The organism is Pseudomonas sp. KNUC1026 (genome assembly GCF_021650705.1).
Classification (GTDB): Bacteria; Pseudomonadota; Gammaproteobacteria; order Pseudomonadales; family Pseudomonadaceae; genus Aquipseudomonas.
On sequence record NZ_CP087138.1, the window covers coordinates 5180500 to 5198938 of the forward strand.

Here is an 18439-nt window from a genome sequence, read left to right on the forward strand (position 1 = left end):
TTCTAACGGCGCACTGCGCCGTTGTCGTGCAGTGGAGTGAAGTGTTTGGACAACGTGTTCATCGACGGCCTTGAAGTGGACACCGTCATCGGTGCCTACGACTGGGAGCGCAAGATCCGCCAGTGCCTGCGCCTGGACCTGACCTTCGGCTGGGACAACCGCCCGGCGGCGGCCGGTGACGATCTGGAAAAAGCGCTCGACTACGCCAAGGTCGCCGAGCGCGTGCAGGCCTTCGCCGATGCCTCGTCGTTCGTGCTGGTGGAGACTTTCGCCGAGCGCCTGGCCGAGGTATTGATGAGCGAGTTCGGTATTCCATGGCTGCGTTTGCGCCTGACCAAGCCTGGCGCGGTGCCGGCGGCACGCGGTGGGGTTGGTGTGGAGATCGAGCGCGGATGCCGCTGACACGTGTCTACCTGGGCGTCGGTAGCAACATCGACCGCCATCGCCACATCAGCGCCGGGCTGGACGCGCTGGCGGAGTTCGTTACGCAGATGCAGTGCTCGCCGGTGTTCGAAAGCGAGCCTGTGGGTGTGCGCAGTGGGCCGTTCTTCAACCTGGTGGTCACCGGCTTTACCGACCTTGCACTGATGGACCTGAGCCGCAGGCTCAAATTCATCGAGGCCGATAACGGCCGCTACGCGCCAGACCGCGTGGGCCTGCCGCTGGACATCGACGTGCTGCTCTATGGCGAAGAGGTGGGCAGTTTCGAAGGGCTGGTGCTGCCACGGGCCGAAATCCTGAAGAATGCCTTCGTGCTGTGGCCGCTCAGCCTGCTTGCGCCTGATCGTTTGCACCCGGTGGCACAGCGCAGCTTCGCGCAGTTGTGGGAGCAGGCGCAGATCGACCAGCGCCTGGCGCCCGCACCGTTCGAATGGCGCGGGCGGCAGTTGACGCCCTGAAGCAGGCGCGTCGCGCGGCGAGCCGCTCTCCTGCGGTTTAGCTGGTGGGCGGACGGTTCAGCCAGTGGGAGGCTGTCGCGCGGCAAGCCGCCCTCCCACCGCAGATCAGCAGATCACCCAGTGGGGGGCCGGCTTGCCGGGCGACGCTCTCCCATGGTTTACCCGGTTGAGGCGGACGGTTTACCCAGTGGGAGGCCGGCTTGCCGGGCGACGCGCAAGGCGTCGAGCCGAGCCTGCTTAAGTGCCTCTCCCAGCCCCTGGCCGCTGAAACCTTGTGCGATCAGGGGCTGGGCCTGAACACCTCGCACTTGCTGCATCGCTTCGATCAGCCACTCGCGCTGGCTGAAACCACCTTCATTCAACACTCCCAACACCTCCAGAAAAGCCTCGAAGCGCTGCGGCCGGCGGAAGATATCGAAATGTTGAAGCATTTCGAGCAGTTGCGCTGGCTCAAGCGCCTCTGCCCCGGCCGCAGGCTCGGCATAGCGCTCCAGCAACACCGCCAGCTCCTGGCAGTCGCGGGGCACCTTTAGCGCTTCGCTGAGGCTGCGCGCACTTTCGACCATGCCGTGCAGCAGGCAGGCCCAACGCCCGGGCAGCGCCAATTCGGCACGGGCCGCACGCTGCAAGGCCGCAGCACTCTCCATCGACCACGGCAGCGCAGGCATCAGCTCGCCCAGCGCACCGCAGTCGGCAAGCGTCTGGATAAACACCTCCGGGTTCGGCTCCATGAGCGCCCGGGCGATTTCCTTCCAGCTCCGTTCGGGTGTGAGCTCGCGCAATTCACCTGACTCGGCGAGTTGCCGCATCAAGGCCAGGGTGGGCTCGACGATGGTGAAACCCAGTTGCGCATAACGCGCGGCAAAGCGGGCTACACGGAGCACACGCAAAGGATCCTCGGCGAATGCTGGCGCCACATGGCGCAGCAGCTTCTGGTTGAGGTCCTGTTGGCCGCCGTAGGGGTCGATGACCCGGCCGTCATCGTCTTCGGCCATGGCATTGATGGTCAGGTCGCGGCGGGCGAGGTCTTGCTCAAGGGTAACGTCGGGGCTCGCGTGGAAGGTAAAGCCGCCATAGCCGCGGCCGCTCTTGCGCTCGGTGCGTGCCAGCGCGTACTCCTCGCCGTTATGAGGGTGCAGGAAGACCGGAAAGTCCGCCCGACCGGCTTGTAGCCCAGCGCCTGCATCTGCTCGACGCTGGCGCCGACTACCACCCAGTCGACATCAGTGACCGGCTGGCCCAACAGGCGGTCGCGGACCGCGCCACCGACTTTGTAGATCTGCATGCTCATCGAAAACCTCCGTCAGCGCGACAGCATACGCGCCAGCGGAGGGGCAGGGGAGGGTCAGAGGTGGACCACAGCCATGTCCATGCGGCCGTAATCGCCTTCGTTGCCATCGGGCCGCGGTGGCATGTGGTGGGTTTTCATCACTTGTTCGTCCTGCACCGTCTCCAGGTGTACATCGAAGCCCCACAGCCGGTGCAGATGGCGCATCACCTCTTCGGTGGATTCGCCCAGCGGCTTGCGATTGTGCTGGGTGTGGCGCAGGGTCAGCGAGCGGTCGCCCCGGCGGTCGACGCTCCAGATCTGCACGTTCGGCTCGCGGTTGCCCAGGTTGTACTGGGCCGCCAGCGACTCACGGATCTGCCGATACCCTTTTTCATCGTGAATGGCCGGCACCAGCAGATCATCGCGCTGATCGTCGTCAAGGATGGTGAAGAGCTTGAGGTCGCGAATCACCTTGGGCGACAGGTACTGCAGGATGAAGCTTTCGTCCTTGAAACTGTTCATGGCGAATTTGAGCGTCGACAACCAGTCGCTGCCAGCGATGTCGGGGAACCAGTGGCGGTCCTCGTCATCAGGGTGTTCGCAGATCCGGCGGATATCGCGGAACATGGCAAAACCCAAGGCATAGGGGTTGATGCCACTGTAGTAAGGGCTGTCGTAGCCCGGCTGGAACACCACGCTGGTGTGGGACTGCAAGAACTCCATCATGAAGCCGTCCGTCACCAGCCCTTCGTCGTACAGGTCGTTGAGCAGGGTGTAATGCCAGAAGGTGGCCCAGCCCTCGTTCATGACCTGAGTCTGGCGTTGCGGGTAGAAGTACTGCGCGATCTTGCGCACTATCCGCACCACTTCACGCTGCCATGGCTCCAGCAGCGGCGCGTGTTTCTCGATGAAGTACAGGATGTTTTCCTGCGGCTCTGCCGGGAAGCGCCCGCCGTCGGCGTCGTGCGCCTTGCCCGCACCTTTGGGGATGGTGCGCCACAGGTCGTTGATCTGCCGCTGCAAGTGCTCCTCACGCTCCTTCTGGCGGCGCCGCTCCTCTTCGGCGGAGATGGGGTAGGGCCGCTTGTAGCGGTCGACGCCGTAATTCATCAAGGCATGGCAGGAGTCCAGAAGCTCCTCCACCGCATCGATGCCGTGACGTTCCTCGCACTGCATGATGTACTGCTTGGCGAACACCAGATAGTCGATGATCGAGCTCGCGTCGGTCCAGGTGCGGAACAGGTAATTCCCCTTGAAGAAGCTGTTATGCCCGTAGCAGGCATGGGCGATCACCAGCGCCTGCATGCAGATGGTGTTCTCTTCCATCAGGTAGGCGATACAGGGGTCTGAGTTGATCACGATCTCGTAGGCCAGGCCCATCTGGCCACGGGTGTAGGATTTTTCAGTGCTGAGGAAATGCTTGCCGTAGGACCAGTGGTGATACCCCAACGGCATGCCGACCGACGCATAAGCGTCCATCATCTGCTCGGCCGTAATCACCTCGATCTGATTGGGGTAAGTGTCGAGCGCATAGCGCTCGGCAAGGCGGCTGATCTCCTTGTCGTAGGTGCGGATCAGGTCGAAGGTCCATTCCGAGCCTTCGGACAGGGGCTGGCGTTTATGCTCTCTGGCGGTCATGTGGCTAACCTGCGCTGGAAGAGTTCTCGGAAGACCGGGTAGATATCGCCGGCCGTGACCAATTGCTGTTGAGCGAACGCGTCGGGAAATTGCTCACCGATGCGCTCGTACTCGAACCACAGCGCCTGATGCTCGCGCGGAGTGATTTCGACGTAGGTGTAGTACTGCACGAAGGGCATGATCTGCTTGGCGAGAATATCCCTGCAGATGGGCGAGTCGTCGTTCCAGTTATCGCCGTCCGAAGCCTGAGCCGCGTAGATGTTCCATTCATTGGCCGGGTAACGCTCGGCCATGATTTCCTGCATCAACTTCAAGGCGCTGGAAACGATAGTGCCGCCGGTTTCCCGCGAATAGAAAAACTCCTCCTCGTCGACTTCTCGCGCGCTGGTGTGGTGGCGGATGAAGACAACTTCGATCTTGTCGTAATTACGCTTCAGGAACAGGTACAGCAGGATGAAAAAGCGTTTGGCAACATCCTTGGTTGCCTGGGTCATGGAGCCGGAGACGTCCATCAGGCAGAACATGACGGCTTTGGAACTGGGGTTCGGGTGTTTGACCAGCAAGTTGTACTTGAGGTCGAAAGTGTCAAGAAATGGCAGCCTGTGAATACGCGCCGACAGCCTTTCTATCTCTTCCTGCAGGGCTTTGATATCGGAAAAGTTGTCTGGCTCCTCTCGCAGCAAGCGCTCCATCTCAGCCTTGGCTTCGCGCAACCTGGCGCGGCTGCTGCCGGTCAGAGCAATACGCCGAGCGTGTGCTGAACGCAGCGTGCGTACGATATTGATACGCGAAGGGTTGCCCTCGCTGGCGACCCCGGCACGTACGGTCTTGAAGGTGTCCATGCCGGCCAGGTTGCGCTTGACCAGATTGGGCAGTTCCAGGTCTTCGAACATGAATTCGAGAAACTCTTCCTGGGTGATCTGGAAGACGAACTCGTCCATCCCCTCGCCAGAGTTACCGGCCTTGCCGCCACCACGGCCTCCGCCGCCGCCTTGCGGGCGGGGAATGTGTTCACCGGCGGTAAATTCCTTGTTGCCCGGGTGCACGACCGTCTGCTTGCCACCGCGACCGTGGTGCAGCACTGGCTCGTCGGTGTCTCGGCCGGGGATGCTGATCTGTTCGCCGTGCTCCATGTCAGTGATGGAGCGGCGGCTTACGGCCTCTTCCACAGCCTTCTTGATGTGTTCACGGTAACGCCGCAGAAATCGCTGGCGGTTGACCGTGCTTTTGTTCTTGCCGTTCAGGCGTCGGTCGATGACGTAACTCATAAGCCCCTCCGGGGCAGCTCGAAGCTCGGCGGCCGCCGAGCCCCAAGCTGCAAGTGTGAGTCAGGCGCACGCCGGCACGTGGCCGGCGGCACTTGAGGCTTGTCGCTTGCAGCTTTCAGCTTTACTGCGATTTACGTACGCGCAGGTACCACTCCGACAACAGGCGCACCTGCTTCTCGGTATAACCGCGCTCGACCATTCGAGTGACGAAGTCGTTGTGTTTCTTCTGGTCCTCCTTGCTGGCTTTGGCATTGAAGCTGATGACCGGCAGCAGGTCTTCGGTGTTGGAGAACATTTTCTTCTCGATCACCACCCGCAGCTTTTCATAACTCAGCCAGGCTGGGTTCTTGCCATTGTTGTTGGCGCGTGCGCGCAGGACGAAGTTGACGATCTCGTTGCGGAAGTCTTTTGGGTTGCTGATCCCGGCGGGCTTCTCGATCTTTTCGAGTTCCTCGTTCAGCGCCACGCGGTTAAGGATTTCTCCAGTCTCAGGGTCTCGGTACTCCTGGTCCTGAATCCAGAAGTCTGCATACAGCACGTAGCGGTCGAAGATGTTCTGGCCGTATTCGCTGTAGGACTCCAGGTAGGCGGTCTGGATTTCCTTGCCGATGAATTCGATGTAGCGCGGCGCCAGGTATTCCTTGAGGAAACGCAGGTAGCGCTCGCGAACTTCGGCGGGGAACTGCTCTTGCTCGATCTGATGCTCGAGCACATACAGCAGGTGAACCGGGTTGGCAGCGATTTCGTGAGGGTCGAAGTTGAAGACTTTGGAGAGGATCTTGAACGCGAAACGGGTCGACAGCCCAGTCATGCCTTCGTCGACACCGGCCGAGTCGCGGTACTCCTGAATGGACTTGGCCTTAGGGTCGGTGTCCTTGAGGTTTTCGCCGTCGTAGACACGCATCTTCGAATGATATTGGAGTTTTCCGGCTCTTTCAGGCGCGACAGCGTGGTGAACTGGGCCAGCATCTTGAGCGTGTCGGGAGCGCAATGAGCCTGCGACAACGAGCTGTTGATCAGCAGTTTGTCGTAGATACGGATTTCGTCGTTCACGCGCAGGCAGTAAGGCACCTTCACGATGTAGATCCGGTCGATGAACGCCTCGTTGTTCTTGTTGTTACGGAAGGTGTGCCATTCCGATTCGTTGGAGTGGGCCAGCAGGATGCCGTTGTACGGGATTGCCCCCAGGCCCTCGGTGCTGTTGTAGTTGCCCTCTTGCGTTGCGGTGAGCAACGGGTGAAGCACCTTGATCGGTGCCTTGAACATCTCGACGAACTCCATCATCCCCTGGTTGGCGCGGCACAGGGCGCCCGAGTAGCTGTAAGCGTCGGCGTCGTTCTGCGGGAATTCCTCAAGCTTGCGGATATCGACCTTGCCCACCAGTGCGGAGATGTCCTGGTTGTTCTCATCTCCTGGTTCGGTCTTGGCGATGGCGATCTGGTTGAGAATCGAGGGGTACAGCTTGACCACCTTGAACTGGCTGATGTCACCGCCGAACTCTGCCAGCCTTTTGGTAGCCCAAGGCGACATGATCGAGCTCAGATAACGCGGGGAGATGCCGTAGTCCTCTTCGAGGATCTGGCCGTCTTCAGCCGGGTTGAACAACCCCAGGGGCGATTCGAATACGGGAGAACCCTTGATCGCGTAAAACGGGACCTTCTCCATCAATTGCTTGAGCTTTTCAGCAAGCGACGATTTACCGCCACCCACCGGGCCCAATAGATAAAGAATCTGTTTCTTTTCCTCGAGCCCCTGAGCGGCATGGCGGAAGTACGACACGATCTGCTCGATGCAGTCTTCCATGCCGTGGAAATCCTGAAACGCCGGGTAGCGGCGGATCACCTTGTTGGAAAAGATACGTGAAAGCCTTGGGTCGAGAGAGGTGTCGACCAGTTCAGGCTCCCCGATGGCCATGAGGATGCGTTCAGCCGCCGAAGCGTAGGTGCGCCTATCGCTTTTGCAGAGTTCTAAGTACTCCTGCAGGCTGATTTCTTCCTGACGGGTGGTTTCGAAACGTTGCTGAAAGTGGCTAAAAATACTCATGGACGTCAACCTCGCTCGATACGTGGAGCCGACGCCGGATCACTCAGCGATGCTGGCAGATGAGCATATCCTTGCGTTCACCTGTTATCCCCCAATGCATCTGAAGCTTGGTACCGATGACCCGCGCGCCGGTGTACCGGCTCTCCCCTGTTCTGGATGGCCTGAAATTAAGAATAGATGGGAATCTCAGACTTCAAGGAGGAAGGCGTACGAAAGTCGTTGCAACCGTTCGTCGGCCCCGCTGTGGGCCGCATGGGCCGGGGCACTGAGCCCCGAAATTTTTTTTACTCCTCTACAGCGCTGGCCACACATTCCGGGTAGGTGGAGCGCCACAGCTCGAAACCACCGTCCAGGCTGTAGACCTCTGAAAAGCCCTGGCCTGCCAGATAAGCGGCCGCGCCTTGGCTGGAATTGCCGTGATAGCGCACCACAACCACCGGCGCGTCGAGGTCGGCGCGGGTGATGAAGTCGTGCAGCGAATGGTTGTCCAGATGGCGGGCGCCGTCGATGTGGCTGGCGGCATAGGTGGCAGGGTCGCGGATATCCACGAACACTGCGCCTTGCTCACGCAGGGCGAGAGCTTCTACCGGGGGAATACGTTTGAATTCGGACATCTTGGGCTCCAGTGAAAAAGAGTGGGTCAGCAAGTGCAACGGTGCAGTTGCTGGCTGTCGATGTTCATCAGTGTCATCGCGCCGCCCCATACGCAGCCGGTATCCAGCGCGGTTATGCCGGGGGTATCGCAACGCCCTTCGAGCGCGGCCCAGTGGCCAAACAGGATGCGCGTGCCGGCGGCCTTGCGCTCGGGGTGGGCAAACCACGGGGCGAACCCTGCGGGCGCGGTGTCGGCGCCTTCCTTGGCCTTGAGGTCCAGGCGGCCATCGGCGCTGCAGAAACGCATGCGGGTAAAGTAGTTGGTTATCACCCGCAGCCGATCGATGCCGGCCAGCGCCTTGTTCCATTTGCTCGGTTCGTTGCCGTACATGCCATCCAGAAACCGGGGCAGAAGCTCATCGCTTTGCAGCGCCGCCTCGACTTCCCCGGCCAGGCGCAAGGCTTTTTCAATGCTCCATTGCGGCGCGATGCCGGCATGTACCATCGCCAGGTTGCGCTCGGCGTCGTAGTGCATCAGCTTTTGCTGGCGCAGCCAGCCGAGCAACTCGGCCTTGTCGGGGGCATCGAGGATCGGTTGCAGGGTATCCCCACGTTTGAGCCGCTCCGGTTTGCGCGCCACCGCCAGCAGGTGCAGGTCGTGATTGCCGAGCACGCAGACCAGCGCCTGGCGGATGCTGTCGAGAAACGCAGGGTTTCGAGCGACTGCGGGCCCCGGTTGACCAGGTCACCCACCAGCCAAAGGCGGTCGATGGCCGGGTCGAACGCAACTTCATCGAGCAGGCACTTGAGCGGAGTGAGGCAGCCTTGCAGGTCACCGACGGCATAAGTCGCCATCAGTGCAGAGCCCCCGGCACCGCCAGGCGGAACGGCGCAATGGGTGCGTCGAAGGCTGTGCCGTCGCTGGCGATCATCTGGTAGCTGCCCTGCATGCTGCCGACCAGCGTAGGCATCACGGTGCCGCTGGTGTAGGTGTGGCTGCCGCCCACCTGGATCAGCGGTTGCTGGCCAACCACCCCCGGCCCGCGCACTTCATCGACCTTGCCGTTGCCGTCAGTGATGATCCAGTGGCGCGACATCAAGGTGGCAGGCACCTGGCCGGTGTTTTCCAGCGTGATGGTGTAGGCGAACGCGTAGCGGCCCTGCTCGGGGCTGGACTGCTCGGCCAGGTAGCGGGTATCAACGTGAACGTCGATCTGGTAGCGCGAATCGGGCATGCGTAAACCTTTCAATTCATTACACGATCAGGCCCCCCATGGGGCCTGCGGCTTGAGTCTAGGCGAGATCCGCACCCATGCGACGCCATTCAGAGGGGCTGATCGGCCAGTTGGTCGGCCAGCCGCACGAAGGCAGCCAGGTCCAGCTGCTCGGGGCGCAGGCTGCCGTCCACGCCAGCGGCCTCGATGGCCTCGGCGGGGAGCAGAGCCTTGAGGGTGTTGCGCAGGGTCTTGCGGCGCTGGTTGAACGCCTCGCGCACCACTCGCTCAAGTTGTTTCGGGTTTTTGGCCTGGTGCGGCGGGGTTTCGTGTGGCACCAGGCGCACGATGGCCGAGTCCACTTTCGGCGGCGGGTTGAAGGCGCCGGGGCCGACATTGAACAGGTGCTCCACACGGCAGTGGTACTGCACCATGATCGACAAGCGCCCCAATCACCCCCACCCGGGCCTGCAGCCATGCGCTCGACCACCTCTTTCTGCAACATGAAGTGCATGTCGCGAATCAGCGGCGCGTTGCCCAGCAAATGGAAAATCAGCGGCGTGGAGATGTTGTAGGGCAGGTTGCCCACCACGCGCAGGCTGCGCGGCTCGGCACCAAGCGTGGCGAAGTCGAACTTGAGGGCATCGCCTTGGTGCAGGTTGAAATTTCCACGGCCGGCGAACTGGTTTTGCAGGATCGGCACGAGGTCTTTGTCCAGCTCGATCACATCCAGTTGCGCGCCGCTGCCCAGCAGGCCTTCGGTGAGAGCACCCTGGCCAGGGCCGATTTCGAGCAGGTGCTCGCCTTCGCGTGCGCGAATGGCCCGCAGAATACGGTCGATCACGCCGGCGTCATGCAGAAAGTTCTGGCCGAACCGCTTGCGCGCCCGGTGTTGGTAATGCTCGCTCATCAAGGTGTCTCGGCCATCTGGTAGGCGGTTTCCAGGGCGACGCGCAGGCTGCCGGTATCGACCCGGCCGGTGCCGGCCAGGTCCAGGGCTGTGCCGTGGTCGACCGACGTGCGCACGATCGGCAAGCCCAGGGTCACGTTGACCGCAGCGCCGAAGCCTTTGTACTTGAGCACAGGCAGGCCCTGGTCGTGGTACATGGCGAGCACTGCATCGCAGTGCTCGAGGTATTTGGGGGTGAACAGTGTGTCGGCGGGCAGCGGGCCATGCAGGTCGATGCCTTCCGCGCGCAGGCGCTCGAGCGCCGGCTCGATCACGTCGATCTCTTCGCGGCCCATATGGCCGCTTTCCCCGGCGTGCGGGTTCAGGCCGCAGACCAGGATGCGTGGCCGAGCGATACCGAACTTGTTCACAAGGTCGGCATGCAGAATGCGCGTGACCCGTTCCAGCCGCTCGGCAGTGATGGCATCGGCCACCTCGCGCAGTGGCAGGTGCGTGGTCACCAGCGCAACCCGCAGCCCGTGCGTGGCCAGCATCATCACCACCTGATCGGTGTGGGTGAGTTCGGCAAGGAATTCGGTGTGGCCGGAAAACGCCACGCCCGCATCGTTGATCACGCCTTTGTGCACCGGCGCGGTGACCATGCCGGCGAACAGGCCGTCGAGGCACCCCCGGCCCGCGCGGGTGAGGGTTTCGATCACGAAGGGGCCGTTGGCCGCGTTCAATACGCCCGCCTGCACCGGCGCCGCCAAGGGCGTATCCCAGACATACAAGCTGCCTGCCGGGGCAGGGTGCTCGGGCAACTCGCCGGGTGCCACAGGCACAAGGTCAATCGCCACCTCCAGCTGGGCGGCCCGCTCAGCGAGCAGGCCAAGGCTGGTGATGGCGATCAGGGGGTGAGGCTGAGAGTGCTGGGCGAGCAGCAGGCACAGGTCAGGACCGATGCCGGCCGGCTCGCCGGGAGTCAGAGCGAAGCGCAAGGTCACTCTTTGATTTCCACGTAGGCCTCGTCACGGATCTGACGCAGCCAGTTCTGCAACTCTTCGTCGTACTTCTTGCTGCGCAGCAGATTCATGGCCTGAGACTCGCGAGCCTGGGTGGTCATGTCGGTGGCGCGGCGCCCCAGCACTTGCAGAATGTGCCAGCCGAACTGGCTCTGGAACGGGCGGGAAACCTGGTCGGTGGCGGTTTGCGCCATCACGTCACGGAACTGAGGAACGACCGAAGCGGGGTCGATCCAGCCCATGTCACCGCCATGCAGTGCAGAACCTGGGTCTTCGGAGAAGGCCTTGGCCAGCTTTTCGAAGTCCTCACCCGCCTGGAGGCGCTCGTAGAGGCGATCGATCAGGCGCTTGGTTTCGGCTGCGCTGCGGATTTCACTCGGCTTGATCAGGATGTGGCGCACATGCACTTCTTCGCGCACCTCGGCCGAATGGCCACGGGTTTCAACCAGTTTGATCAGGATGAAACCACCCGGTGCGCGCACCGGTTGGGTCACGTCACCTGCACTCATGCTGGCCAGCAACCGATCGAAAGGCGGTGGCAGTTGAGCGGCCTGGCGCCAGCCCATGTCACCACCTTCCAGCGCGTTGTCCGAGGCGGAGCGAGCGATGGCCATCTTGCCGAAGTCCGCGCCGCCCTTGAGCTGCTGGTAGGTGTCCATGGCCTGGGCGTAGGCTTGCTGGATCTGCTGCGAGTTGGCGCTCTGCGGCACAGGGATGGTGATGTTGGCCAGGTGGTACTCTTCGGAGAGTTGCGCCTTGCCCAGGTCTGAATTGAGGAAGTTCTTCACTTCCTGCTCGCTGACCTGAATGCGGTCGGCCACACGGTGCTGGCGCACGCGGTTGATGATGATCTGCTCGCGAATGCGACGGCGGAATTCCTCGTAGCCGGTGCCATCGTGGGCCAGCGCAGCGCGGAACTGCGCGTCGTTCATGCGGTTGTTCTGGGCGATGTTGGCGATCGCCTCGTTGAGCTCTTCATCGGTGACACGAATACCGGAACGCTCGCCGATCTGAAGTTGCAGGTCGTCGAGAATCAGGCGCTCGAGGACCTGCTTGCGCAGCACATCCTCAGGCGGCAGCTGCTGGCCGCCGCCGCGCTTGGCGATATCCTGCTTGATATCACGCACGCGCGAGTCGAGCTGGCTTTGCATGATCGGGTCGTTGTCGACAATGGCGACGACGCGGTCCAGTTGCTGAAGCTGCGCATGTGCGCTCGAACCCAGGAGCATCGCGCCCAGCAATGCCGGGCGCAGCAGATTACATAGCTTGGTCTTCACGTTCACGATAACCCTGAATGCCTCTGTCGAGGAAACCTTCGACTTTTTTGCCCACAACGCCACCGAGGCCCTTGAGCACGATTTGCAGGAAGACGCCGTGGTCGCCTTTTTCGTTCTGCGGAGCGGCCTGGCCGAACTCGTCGTAGTCAACCCAGTAACGGCTGATCACGCGCATCTTCCAACAGCAGTTGTCGTACTCGAAGCCACCGAAGGCTTCCAGCGTACGGTTGCGGTTGTAGTCGTACTGCCAGCGGCTGATAACGCTCCACTGAGGCACGATCGGCCACATGATCGACATGTCGTGTTGCGAGATCTTGTAGTAATCCTTCTGGTAGTTCGGCGAGTCCGGCGTGCCGTAGTCGCCGCCGTACTGCCAGGTACCGGTTTGCGTATCGTAGTGAATGATGTCATCACGATAGCGATAGCCGACGTTGACGATCTTGTTCGGATTGTCTTCAGGCTGGTAGTGGAACATGGCGCTGGCCGAGCGGGTGCTGCGGCTGTCCGGGTCCCAGTTGAAATCGGAGTTGAAGCGCCAGTCGCGGTTGAAGCGATATTCGTACTCAAGTGCATACGGCGACACGTCCGACTGTGCGTCGCTACGGGTGCGGTAGTCGATACCTGGCAGTTGCACTTCGCGATCCCGAAAATACAACGCTTGGCCAAGGCTTACGCGTTGGCGCTCGAAACCGTCATCCTGGATCCAGCGGCTGGTCACGCCCAGCGACAACTTGTTCTCGTCGCCAATGCGGTCACCGCCGGTAAAGCGGTTGTCGCGGAACAGCGAAGAGAAACTGAACGGCGACTCCGAGGTATCGAACGACGGGATGTCGGACTGGTCCTTGTACGGCACGTAGAGGTAGAACGCGCGAGGCTCAAGCGTTTGCCGATAGCTGTTGCCGAACATCGTGGTGTCACGGTCGAAGTACAGGCCGCTGTCGATGCTGGCGATCGGAACGTTGATGTCAGGGGAGCTGTTGTAGCGGCCACCGGCTTGAGCCTTGCCCTGAGCATCCAGATCCAGGTCGTACTGGGTGTACTTATACTTGAGCTTGGGCGTGATGTAGCCGTAGGTCCACTGCATCGGGAGACTGACCGCAGGTTGCAGGTCGAGCCGGGTGCCATTGGCACGGTTGATGCCGTCGACGTTTTCATCCAGGCGAGGGTTCGCTATGCCGTCTTTGTCGAAGTATTCCCCATTGCGCAAATCACGCTCGAAGCGCACAGCCTCAGTGTGGTAATCGAACTGCAGCCCGCCCGGGTTATAAGGCAGAGTGCCATCCAGGGTAAGTTGCGGCATACGTCCGTACGGCGTCACGTCGGCAACGCTGGCCAGCTGATAATCCTGGACGTTCAGCGCTGCACTGTAGGTGTCGCCACGCCAGTTCAGCCTGCCCTGCTGGTTGACGTAATCGGTACTCTTGACGCCGATCTGGTCGGTCTGCAGATCCTGGAAGTAGTAAGGATCGCTGATCTTGGTGTAATCGACATAGGTGCTCAGGCGCGAGTCCAGGTTGCCCTGATGCTGCCAGTTCACCATCCAGCGATCTTTCTGGTAGTCGGACTGAAGCTTGCGATCGTCGCTCTGGTCGTTCAGGTAGCTGCCGCCCAGTTGCCCTTCGCTGGTGGGCGTCAGGTAACGGAATTCGCCTTCGAGCTGCGTACCGCGCTTGGCCATGAAGTGTGGGTACAACGTGGCGTCGTAATTGGGCGCCAGGTTGAAGTAGTACGGCGTGACCAGCGTGAAGCCGTCCTTGCTGCTGCTCGAAAAGCTCGGCGGCAGGAAACCGGACTGGCGACGGTCGTCGATCGGGAAGTAGATGTAGGGCGTGTAGAAAACCGGGAAGTCCTTGACACGCAGTGTGGCGTTGGTCGCCGTGCCGAAACCGGTGGCCGGGTTCAGTGTGATGTTGTTGCCCTTGACCACCCAGGCATTGCTCGAAGGCTCGCATGTGGTATAGGTGCCGTCCTTGAGACGGATGATGGCGTTCTCTCCGCGCTTGGCGTAGAGAGCGTTGCCGCGAACCCGTTGCTGGTGCAGCACGTATTCGGCGTTGTTGATTTCGGCGGCGCCGGTGTCGAGCTGCACGTTGGCGTGGTCGCCGACGATCAGCGCGCCGTTGTCGCGCAGCTTCACGTTGCCGTTGAGCTCGCCGCGGCTTTCAGCCTGATGCAGGCTGGCTTCGTCGGCTTCGACCTGCATGCTGCCCTGGCGCAGCACCACGTCACCTGCGAGGGTCGCGACCTGCTCTTCCTGCTGGTAGCGCGATGCCTTGGCGTTGACGTAGGTGGGGGCGTCCTGCTTGGAGGTCTTGTCGTTCATCCCCGGGCGCACCGGTTCGACGTACGCGCCTTCGCAGTACGGGCCGGTCTCGGCCAGTTGCGCGGGCGTGAGCTTCTCGCGAGGCACCCAGTCCAGATGGCTGTAGTCGGCACTGCGAGACAGCAGGCCGCGGCCCTTGCTCTCGGTCACCAGCTTCGGCCCCTGGGCCTTGCCGCTGTCGCTGACCACCTCGCCATCGGCGCGGGTGGATGCAGTGCTCACCGAACTGGCATCATGCGCCGGGCGTGGCGGCAGGACCGCTGCGGGCGCTTGAGTCTGGCAAGCCCAGCCGCCACCGGCGGCAACCTGGCAGTCGTACTGCTCGGCGGCAAGCACGTGCGAGGCTGCGATGGGCTGCATCGCGAGGAGGCTGCCAGTGACCAGCAACGGGAATTTTCTACGAAACACGGGCGATTTCAATGCCATCTTTATAATCCGGGCTTCCTGCGTGCCATCTTCCCGCGCGGGGTGCACGCCTATCGATGGTCTGAAAAAGATGCTGGATAATAAAGCATGACCTGCTTGACGGCTAGCGCCGTCGGAGACCTGTATAAATGCAAGAAGTCGATGCACGCTTTGAAACACTCTCCCGCTGGCTGGCGGGCAACCTCGCGCAGCTCTTTGGCACCGAGGGCTGGGGCGATGTTCCGCCTGGCCGATCGACCGCAGCCAGCAGCGACGCGAGCTTTCGCCAATATTTTCGCTGGGAGGGTGGCGGGCGCAGTTTCATCGTGATGGACGCACCGCCCCCGCAGGAAAACTGCCAACCGTTCGTGGACATCTGTGCCTGGCTCGCCAGCAGCGGGGTGCACGTGCCGGTCATTCATGCTCAGGACATCGCCCAGGGTTTCCTGTTGCTGAGCGACATGGGCCGCCACACCTATCTGGACGTGATCGATGAGCACAATGCCGATGCGCTGTTCGCCGATGCCATCGAGGCGTTGCTGGCCTACCAGCGCCTGCCGCTGACTGCACCGTTGCCCAGCTACGACACCGCGCTGCTGCGCCGCGAGCTTGAGCTGTTCCCTGAGTGGTACGTGCGCCGCCACCTGGGCCTGCGCTTCGATGCCGACCAACAGGCGGCCTGGGAGCGTATCAGCCAGTTACTGATCGAGAGCGCCCTGGCCCAGCCTCAGGTGCTGGTACACCGCGATTTCATGCCGCGCAACCTGATGCACAGCGAACCGAACCCGGGCGTGCTGGATTTTCAGGACGCAGTCCACGGCCCCGTGACCTACGACATCAGCCTGCCTGTTCAAGGACGCTTTTCTCAGCTGGCCCGAAGAACGCGTGCACGATTGGCTGCGCGGCTATTGGGAAACCGCGCGGGCGCGGGGGATACCGGTGCAGGCCGAGCTGGGCGACTTCCTGCGCGCCAGCGACCTGATGGGTGTACAACGCCACCTCAAGGTAATCGGTATTTTCGCGCGCATCTGCCACCGCGACGGCAAGCCGCGCTACCTTGCGGACGTGCCGCGCTTCTTCGATTACATCCGTGCAGTGCTGGCACGCCGGCCTGAGCTGGCCGAACTCAGTGCCTTGCTCGGCAGCCTGGAGCCTCGGCCATGAAGGCGATGATCCTGGCCGCAGGCGAAGGCGAGCGGCTGCGGCCTCTGACGCTGCACACGCCCAAGCCGCTGGTTCGCGCCGGCGGTGTACCGTTGATCGAATACCACGTTCGAGCTCTGGCTGCGGCAGGTTTCACGGAGCTTGTGATCAACCATGCCTGGCTGGGTGAGCAGATCGAAACGTACCTGGGCGACGGCGAGCGCTTCGGCGTGAGCATCGCCTGGTCGCCGGAAGGTGAGCCGCTGGAGACCGGCGGCGGCATTCATCGTGCCTTGCCATTGCTCGGCGGTAAGCCGTTTGCGGTGGTCAACGGCGACATCTGGGCCGACTACGACTTCTCGCAACTGCATCGACCCTTGGCCGGGCTGGCGCACCTGGTGCTGGTGCCCAACCCTGCACACCACACTGCGGGCGACTTCCAGTTGCGAGGCAGCCAGGTCATTGATGCAACGGCGGGCGCCGAAACCCTCACCTACAGTGGCATCTGCGTGCTGTCGCCGACGCTGTTCGAGGGCTGCGAGCCCGGTGCGTTCAAGCTGGCACCACTGCTGCGAGCGGCCATGGCCCAAGGCCAGGTCAGTGGTGAACGTTTCGTGGGGCGCTGGGTCGATGTAGGCACTCACGAACGCCTGGCCGAGGTAGAACGCTTGCTCAAGGATACTCACTGATGTTCTGGCCTGCGACCACGCTGGGCGTGCTGTTGGGGTTCGCGCTGGCTCACATACCCGGCGCGATCCTCGGCGCGGTGCTGGGCCAACTGGCGGATAGGCGCCTGGAGCTGCACAGCTGGCCGCAATTGCGCGAACGCCTGGGCGGCAAGCCTGCGATGGCGCAGCACGAACTCCTGTTCACATTGCTCGGGCGCGTTGCCAAGGCCAACGGTCAGGTGCAGCCCGAACACATCCAGCAAGCGCGCGATGAAATGCTGCTGCTGGGCATGGGCAGCCAGGCCCAGCGCGAGGCGATCGATGCGTTCAACCGTGGCCGCGATGGCCGTACGTCCCTGCGCCCTTACCTGCGCGGGCTGCAGCGCAAACCTACAGCGGCCGAAGGGCTGTTGCGTGCTGGCTGGCGGATGGTCTGGGCTGACCATCGAGACCACCCGGTGGAGCGTGAGCTGCTGCTGGACTGGGGGCGCTGGATGGGCTGGCCGGCACAGCGTGTGCAGGCGTTGAGCGATGACTACGAGCCGCGGCGCCGCGCGCTGGCCCGCCCGGACGAGCGCTTTCAGATGGCGTTGAGCCTGCTGGGCGTGGCCTCCACTGCTCAGGCTGACGAGGTCAAGCGTGCTTACAGGCGGCTGCTGAGCAAACACCATCCCGACAAGCTCGAAGGCGCCGGTGCCAGCACCCGGCAGGTCGAGGCCGCCACTGAACGCACCCGCCAGCTGCACGATGCCTATGAGTTGGTCCGTTCACGCCTGGGTTTCTGATGCGTCATTGATCCTGCGAAGGGCTCAACCAACCGCGCACCCTGCGGAACATCTGTTCCTGGGCGTCGCGGTTGCCCGGCATCGCCGTCATCTCGACCTGGGTATAGGCGCCACTCTTTTGCCGTTTGCTTGCCTGCAGGCGAGCTTTGGCGGCGCTGACCAGTGCCGGGCTGTTGGGGTAGAAGAAGTCCGCGACTGGAATCTTCAAAACCGGCGCCAGTGCGTCCAACCCTTGTGGGGCGGAGCCCGGCGTGCGCGCTTCGACCATTACCAGCTTTTGCGCACGCGTGGCCTGGCGCTCGCTCAGGTAGCGAGCGGCCCAGTAGGCGCCGGTCCCGTGGCCGAGCAATACGATGCTGCGGGCCTTCTGTTGCTGCGCAAAGGCGATGCCGGCGTCGATGCGCGCGAAGATGCGTTCGGCGTCGGTCTGCAATTGGTCGTTGGTGCTGTCGCCGCCGGTGCTGGCGCTGTTTTCGCTGCCAGCAGCGGTGGCGGCTTCGACCGGCGCGTTGGCATCAGGTGGGGTGCTGGAGCTGCCGGCCTTGGCGGGCGCTGGCTGGGTGTCGGCGCCGCGTGGCTGGATTGCGTCACTGAGCAAGTCGGGCAGGGTCAGGCTCAGGCTTGCCCATTTCACATCCGGCAGGCGGTCGCGCATCGGCCCGACAACGTCTGGCCAGTTGGCGCTTTCGCCGGCGCCGGGCACGATGATCACCACCCCTTCGCCATCCGGGGCATTGGCTGGGCGCCACAGGGCCAGGAAGTTGTCGCCGCTGGCCTCCAGTTGCTGCTGTTGTTCTGCCGGTAGCGTGCGGGCGAGGTCTTGAGCCTGCTCGGTACTGCGTTCCAGTAATGCCGCCCTCGGCTCGGCCTTTGCGGCCGGCGCGGGTGCGTCGGCGGCCCAGGCCGGAAGGCCGGCAGCCAGGCAAAAGGCCGACAGTGCGAAATGACGAATTGATGGCATCGTGCTTTCCTGATCAAAATGCGTAGGCCGAGCGTACGGC

12 protein-coding genes and 5 pseudogenes are annotated in these 18439 nt (G+C 62.4%); 5 read left to right on the forward strand and 12 right to left on the reverse strand.

Annotated elements, in window-relative coordinates; translation table 11 throughout:
- Nucleotides 1-45 precede the first annotated feature (45 nt).
- Nucleotides 46-402, forward strand: a complete 357-nt coding sequence (gene folB / locus LN139_RS24385; protein ID WP_236357692.1) for a dihydroneopterin aldolase — start codon at nt 46-48, stop codon at nt 400-402.
- A complete protein-coding gene (folK, locus tag LN139_RS24390; protein ID WP_236357694.1) occupies nt 393-899 on the forward strand; it encodes a 2-amino-4-hydroxy-6-hydroxymethyldihydropteridine diphosphokinase in 507 nt (168 codons plus the stop codon). Before folB ends, folK begins: the two co-directional genes overlap by 10 nt.
- 158 nt (nt 900-1057) lie before the next feature.
- Here folK and LN139_RS24395 read toward each other — a convergent pair.
- The 11 genes and pseudogenes from LN139_RS24395 to LN139_RS24445 form a co-directional block, all read right to left on the reverse strand.
- Nucleotides 1058-2184: pseudogene (locus tag LN139_RS24395) on the reverse strand (multifunctional CCA tRNA nucleotidyl transferase/2'3'-cyclic phosphodiesterase/2'nucleotidase/phosphatase).
- Nucleotides 2185-2244: 60 nt separating this feature from the next.
- Nucleotides 2245-3807 carry a SpoVR family protein gene (locus LN139_RS24400; protein ID WP_236357696.1) on the reverse strand — a complete coding sequence of 521 codons (1563 nt, stop codon included), beginning with the start codon at nt 3805-3807 and terminating at the stop codon, nt 2245-2247.
- The gene (locus LN139_RS24405; RefSeq protein ID WP_236357697.1) at nt 3804-5075 is read right to left on the reverse strand and encodes a YeaH/YhbH family protein; all 1272 of its coding nucleotides are present in this window, start codon (nt 5073-5075) and stop codon (nt 3804-3806) included. The genes LN139_RS24400 and LN139_RS24405 overlap by 4 nt, the downstream gene beginning before the upstream one ends.
- 121 nt (nt 5076-5196) lie before the next feature.
- Nucleotides 5197-7118 (reverse strand): annotated as a pseudogene (locus LN139_RS24410) (PrkA family serine protein kinase).
- Between the two features lie 284 nt (nt 7119-7402).
- Nucleotides 7403-7732, reverse strand: a complete 330-nt coding sequence (gene glpE / locus LN139_RS24415; protein WP_236357699.1) for a thiosulfate sulfurtransferase GlpE — start codon at nt 7730-7732, stop codon at nt 7403-7405.
- Between the two features lie 26 nt (nt 7733-7758).
- Nucleotides 7759-8567, reverse strand: a pseudogene (locus LN139_RS24420) (symmetrical bis(5'-nucleosyl)-tetraphosphatase).
- Nucleotides 8567-8947 (reverse strand): Co2+/Mg2+ efflux protein ApaG, encoded by a 381-nt coding sequence (apaG, locus tag LN139_RS24425; protein ID WP_236357701.1) that lies wholly within the window; start codon nt 8945-8947, stop codon nt 8567-8569. Before apaG ends, LN139_RS24420 begins: the two are co-directional and overlap by 1 nt.
- Nucleotides 8948-9036: 89 nt before the next feature.
- Nucleotides 9037-9836 (reverse strand): annotated as a pseudogene (gene rsmA / locus LN139_RS24430) (16S rRNA (adenine(1518)-N(6)/adenine(1519)-N(6))-dimethyltransferase RsmA).
- A complete protein-coding gene (gene pdxA, locus LN139_RS24435) occupies nt 9836-10819 on the reverse strand; it encodes a 4-hydroxythreonine-4-phosphate dehydrogenase PdxA (RefSeq protein ID WP_236357702.1) in 984 nt (327 codons plus the stop codon). The pseudogene rsmA and the gene pdxA overlap by 1 nt, the downstream one beginning before the upstream one ends.
- On the reverse strand, nt 10816-12114 hold the full coding sequence (locus LN139_RS24440) for a peptidylprolyl isomerase (RefSeq protein WP_236360599.1): 1299 nt from the start codon (nt 12112-12114) through the stop codon (nt 10816-10818). The genes pdxA and LN139_RS24440 overlap by 4 nt, the downstream gene beginning before the upstream one ends.
- Complete coding sequence (locus LN139_RS24445) at nt 12095-14863, reverse strand: LPS-assembly protein LptD (protein WP_236357704.1); 2769 nt, start codon at nt 14861-14863, stop codon at nt 12095-12097. The genes LN139_RS24440 and LN139_RS24445 overlap by 20 nt, the downstream gene beginning before the upstream one ends.
- Nucleotides 14864-14991: 128 nt before the next feature.
- Between LN139_RS24445 and LN139_RS24450 the strand changes: the two are divergent.
- The 3 genes and pseudogenes from LN139_RS24450 (at nt 14992) to LN139_RS24460 (ending at nt 17438) form a co-directional block, all read left to right on the forward strand.
- Nucleotides 14992-16006, forward strand: a pseudogene (locus tag LN139_RS24450) (aminoglycoside phosphotransferase family protein).
- On the forward strand, nt 16003-16674 hold the full coding sequence (gene murU, locus LN139_RS24455) for an N-acetylmuramate alpha-1-phosphate uridylyltransferase MurU (protein ID WP_236357708.1): 672 nt from the start codon (nt 16003-16005) through the stop codon (nt 16672-16674). The pseudogene LN139_RS24450 and the gene murU overlap by 4 nt, the downstream one beginning before the upstream one ends.
- A complete protein-coding gene (locus LN139_RS24460; protein ID WP_236357711.1) occupies nt 16674-17438 on the forward strand; it encodes a TerB family tellurite resistance protein in 765 nt (254 codons plus the stop codon). The genes murU and LN139_RS24460 overlap by 1 nt, the downstream gene beginning before the upstream one ends.
- A gap of 4 nt (nt 17439-17442) precedes the next feature.
- Here the strand turns inward: LN139_RS24460 and LN139_RS24465 are convergent, their stop codons facing one another.
- Nucleotides 17443-18399 carry an alpha/beta hydrolase family protein gene (locus LN139_RS24465; RefSeq protein WP_236357713.1) on the reverse strand — a complete coding sequence of 319 codons (957 nt, stop codon included), beginning with the start codon at nt 18397-18399 and terminating at the stop codon, nt 17443-17445.
- Nucleotides 18400-18439 lie beyond the last annotated feature (40 nt).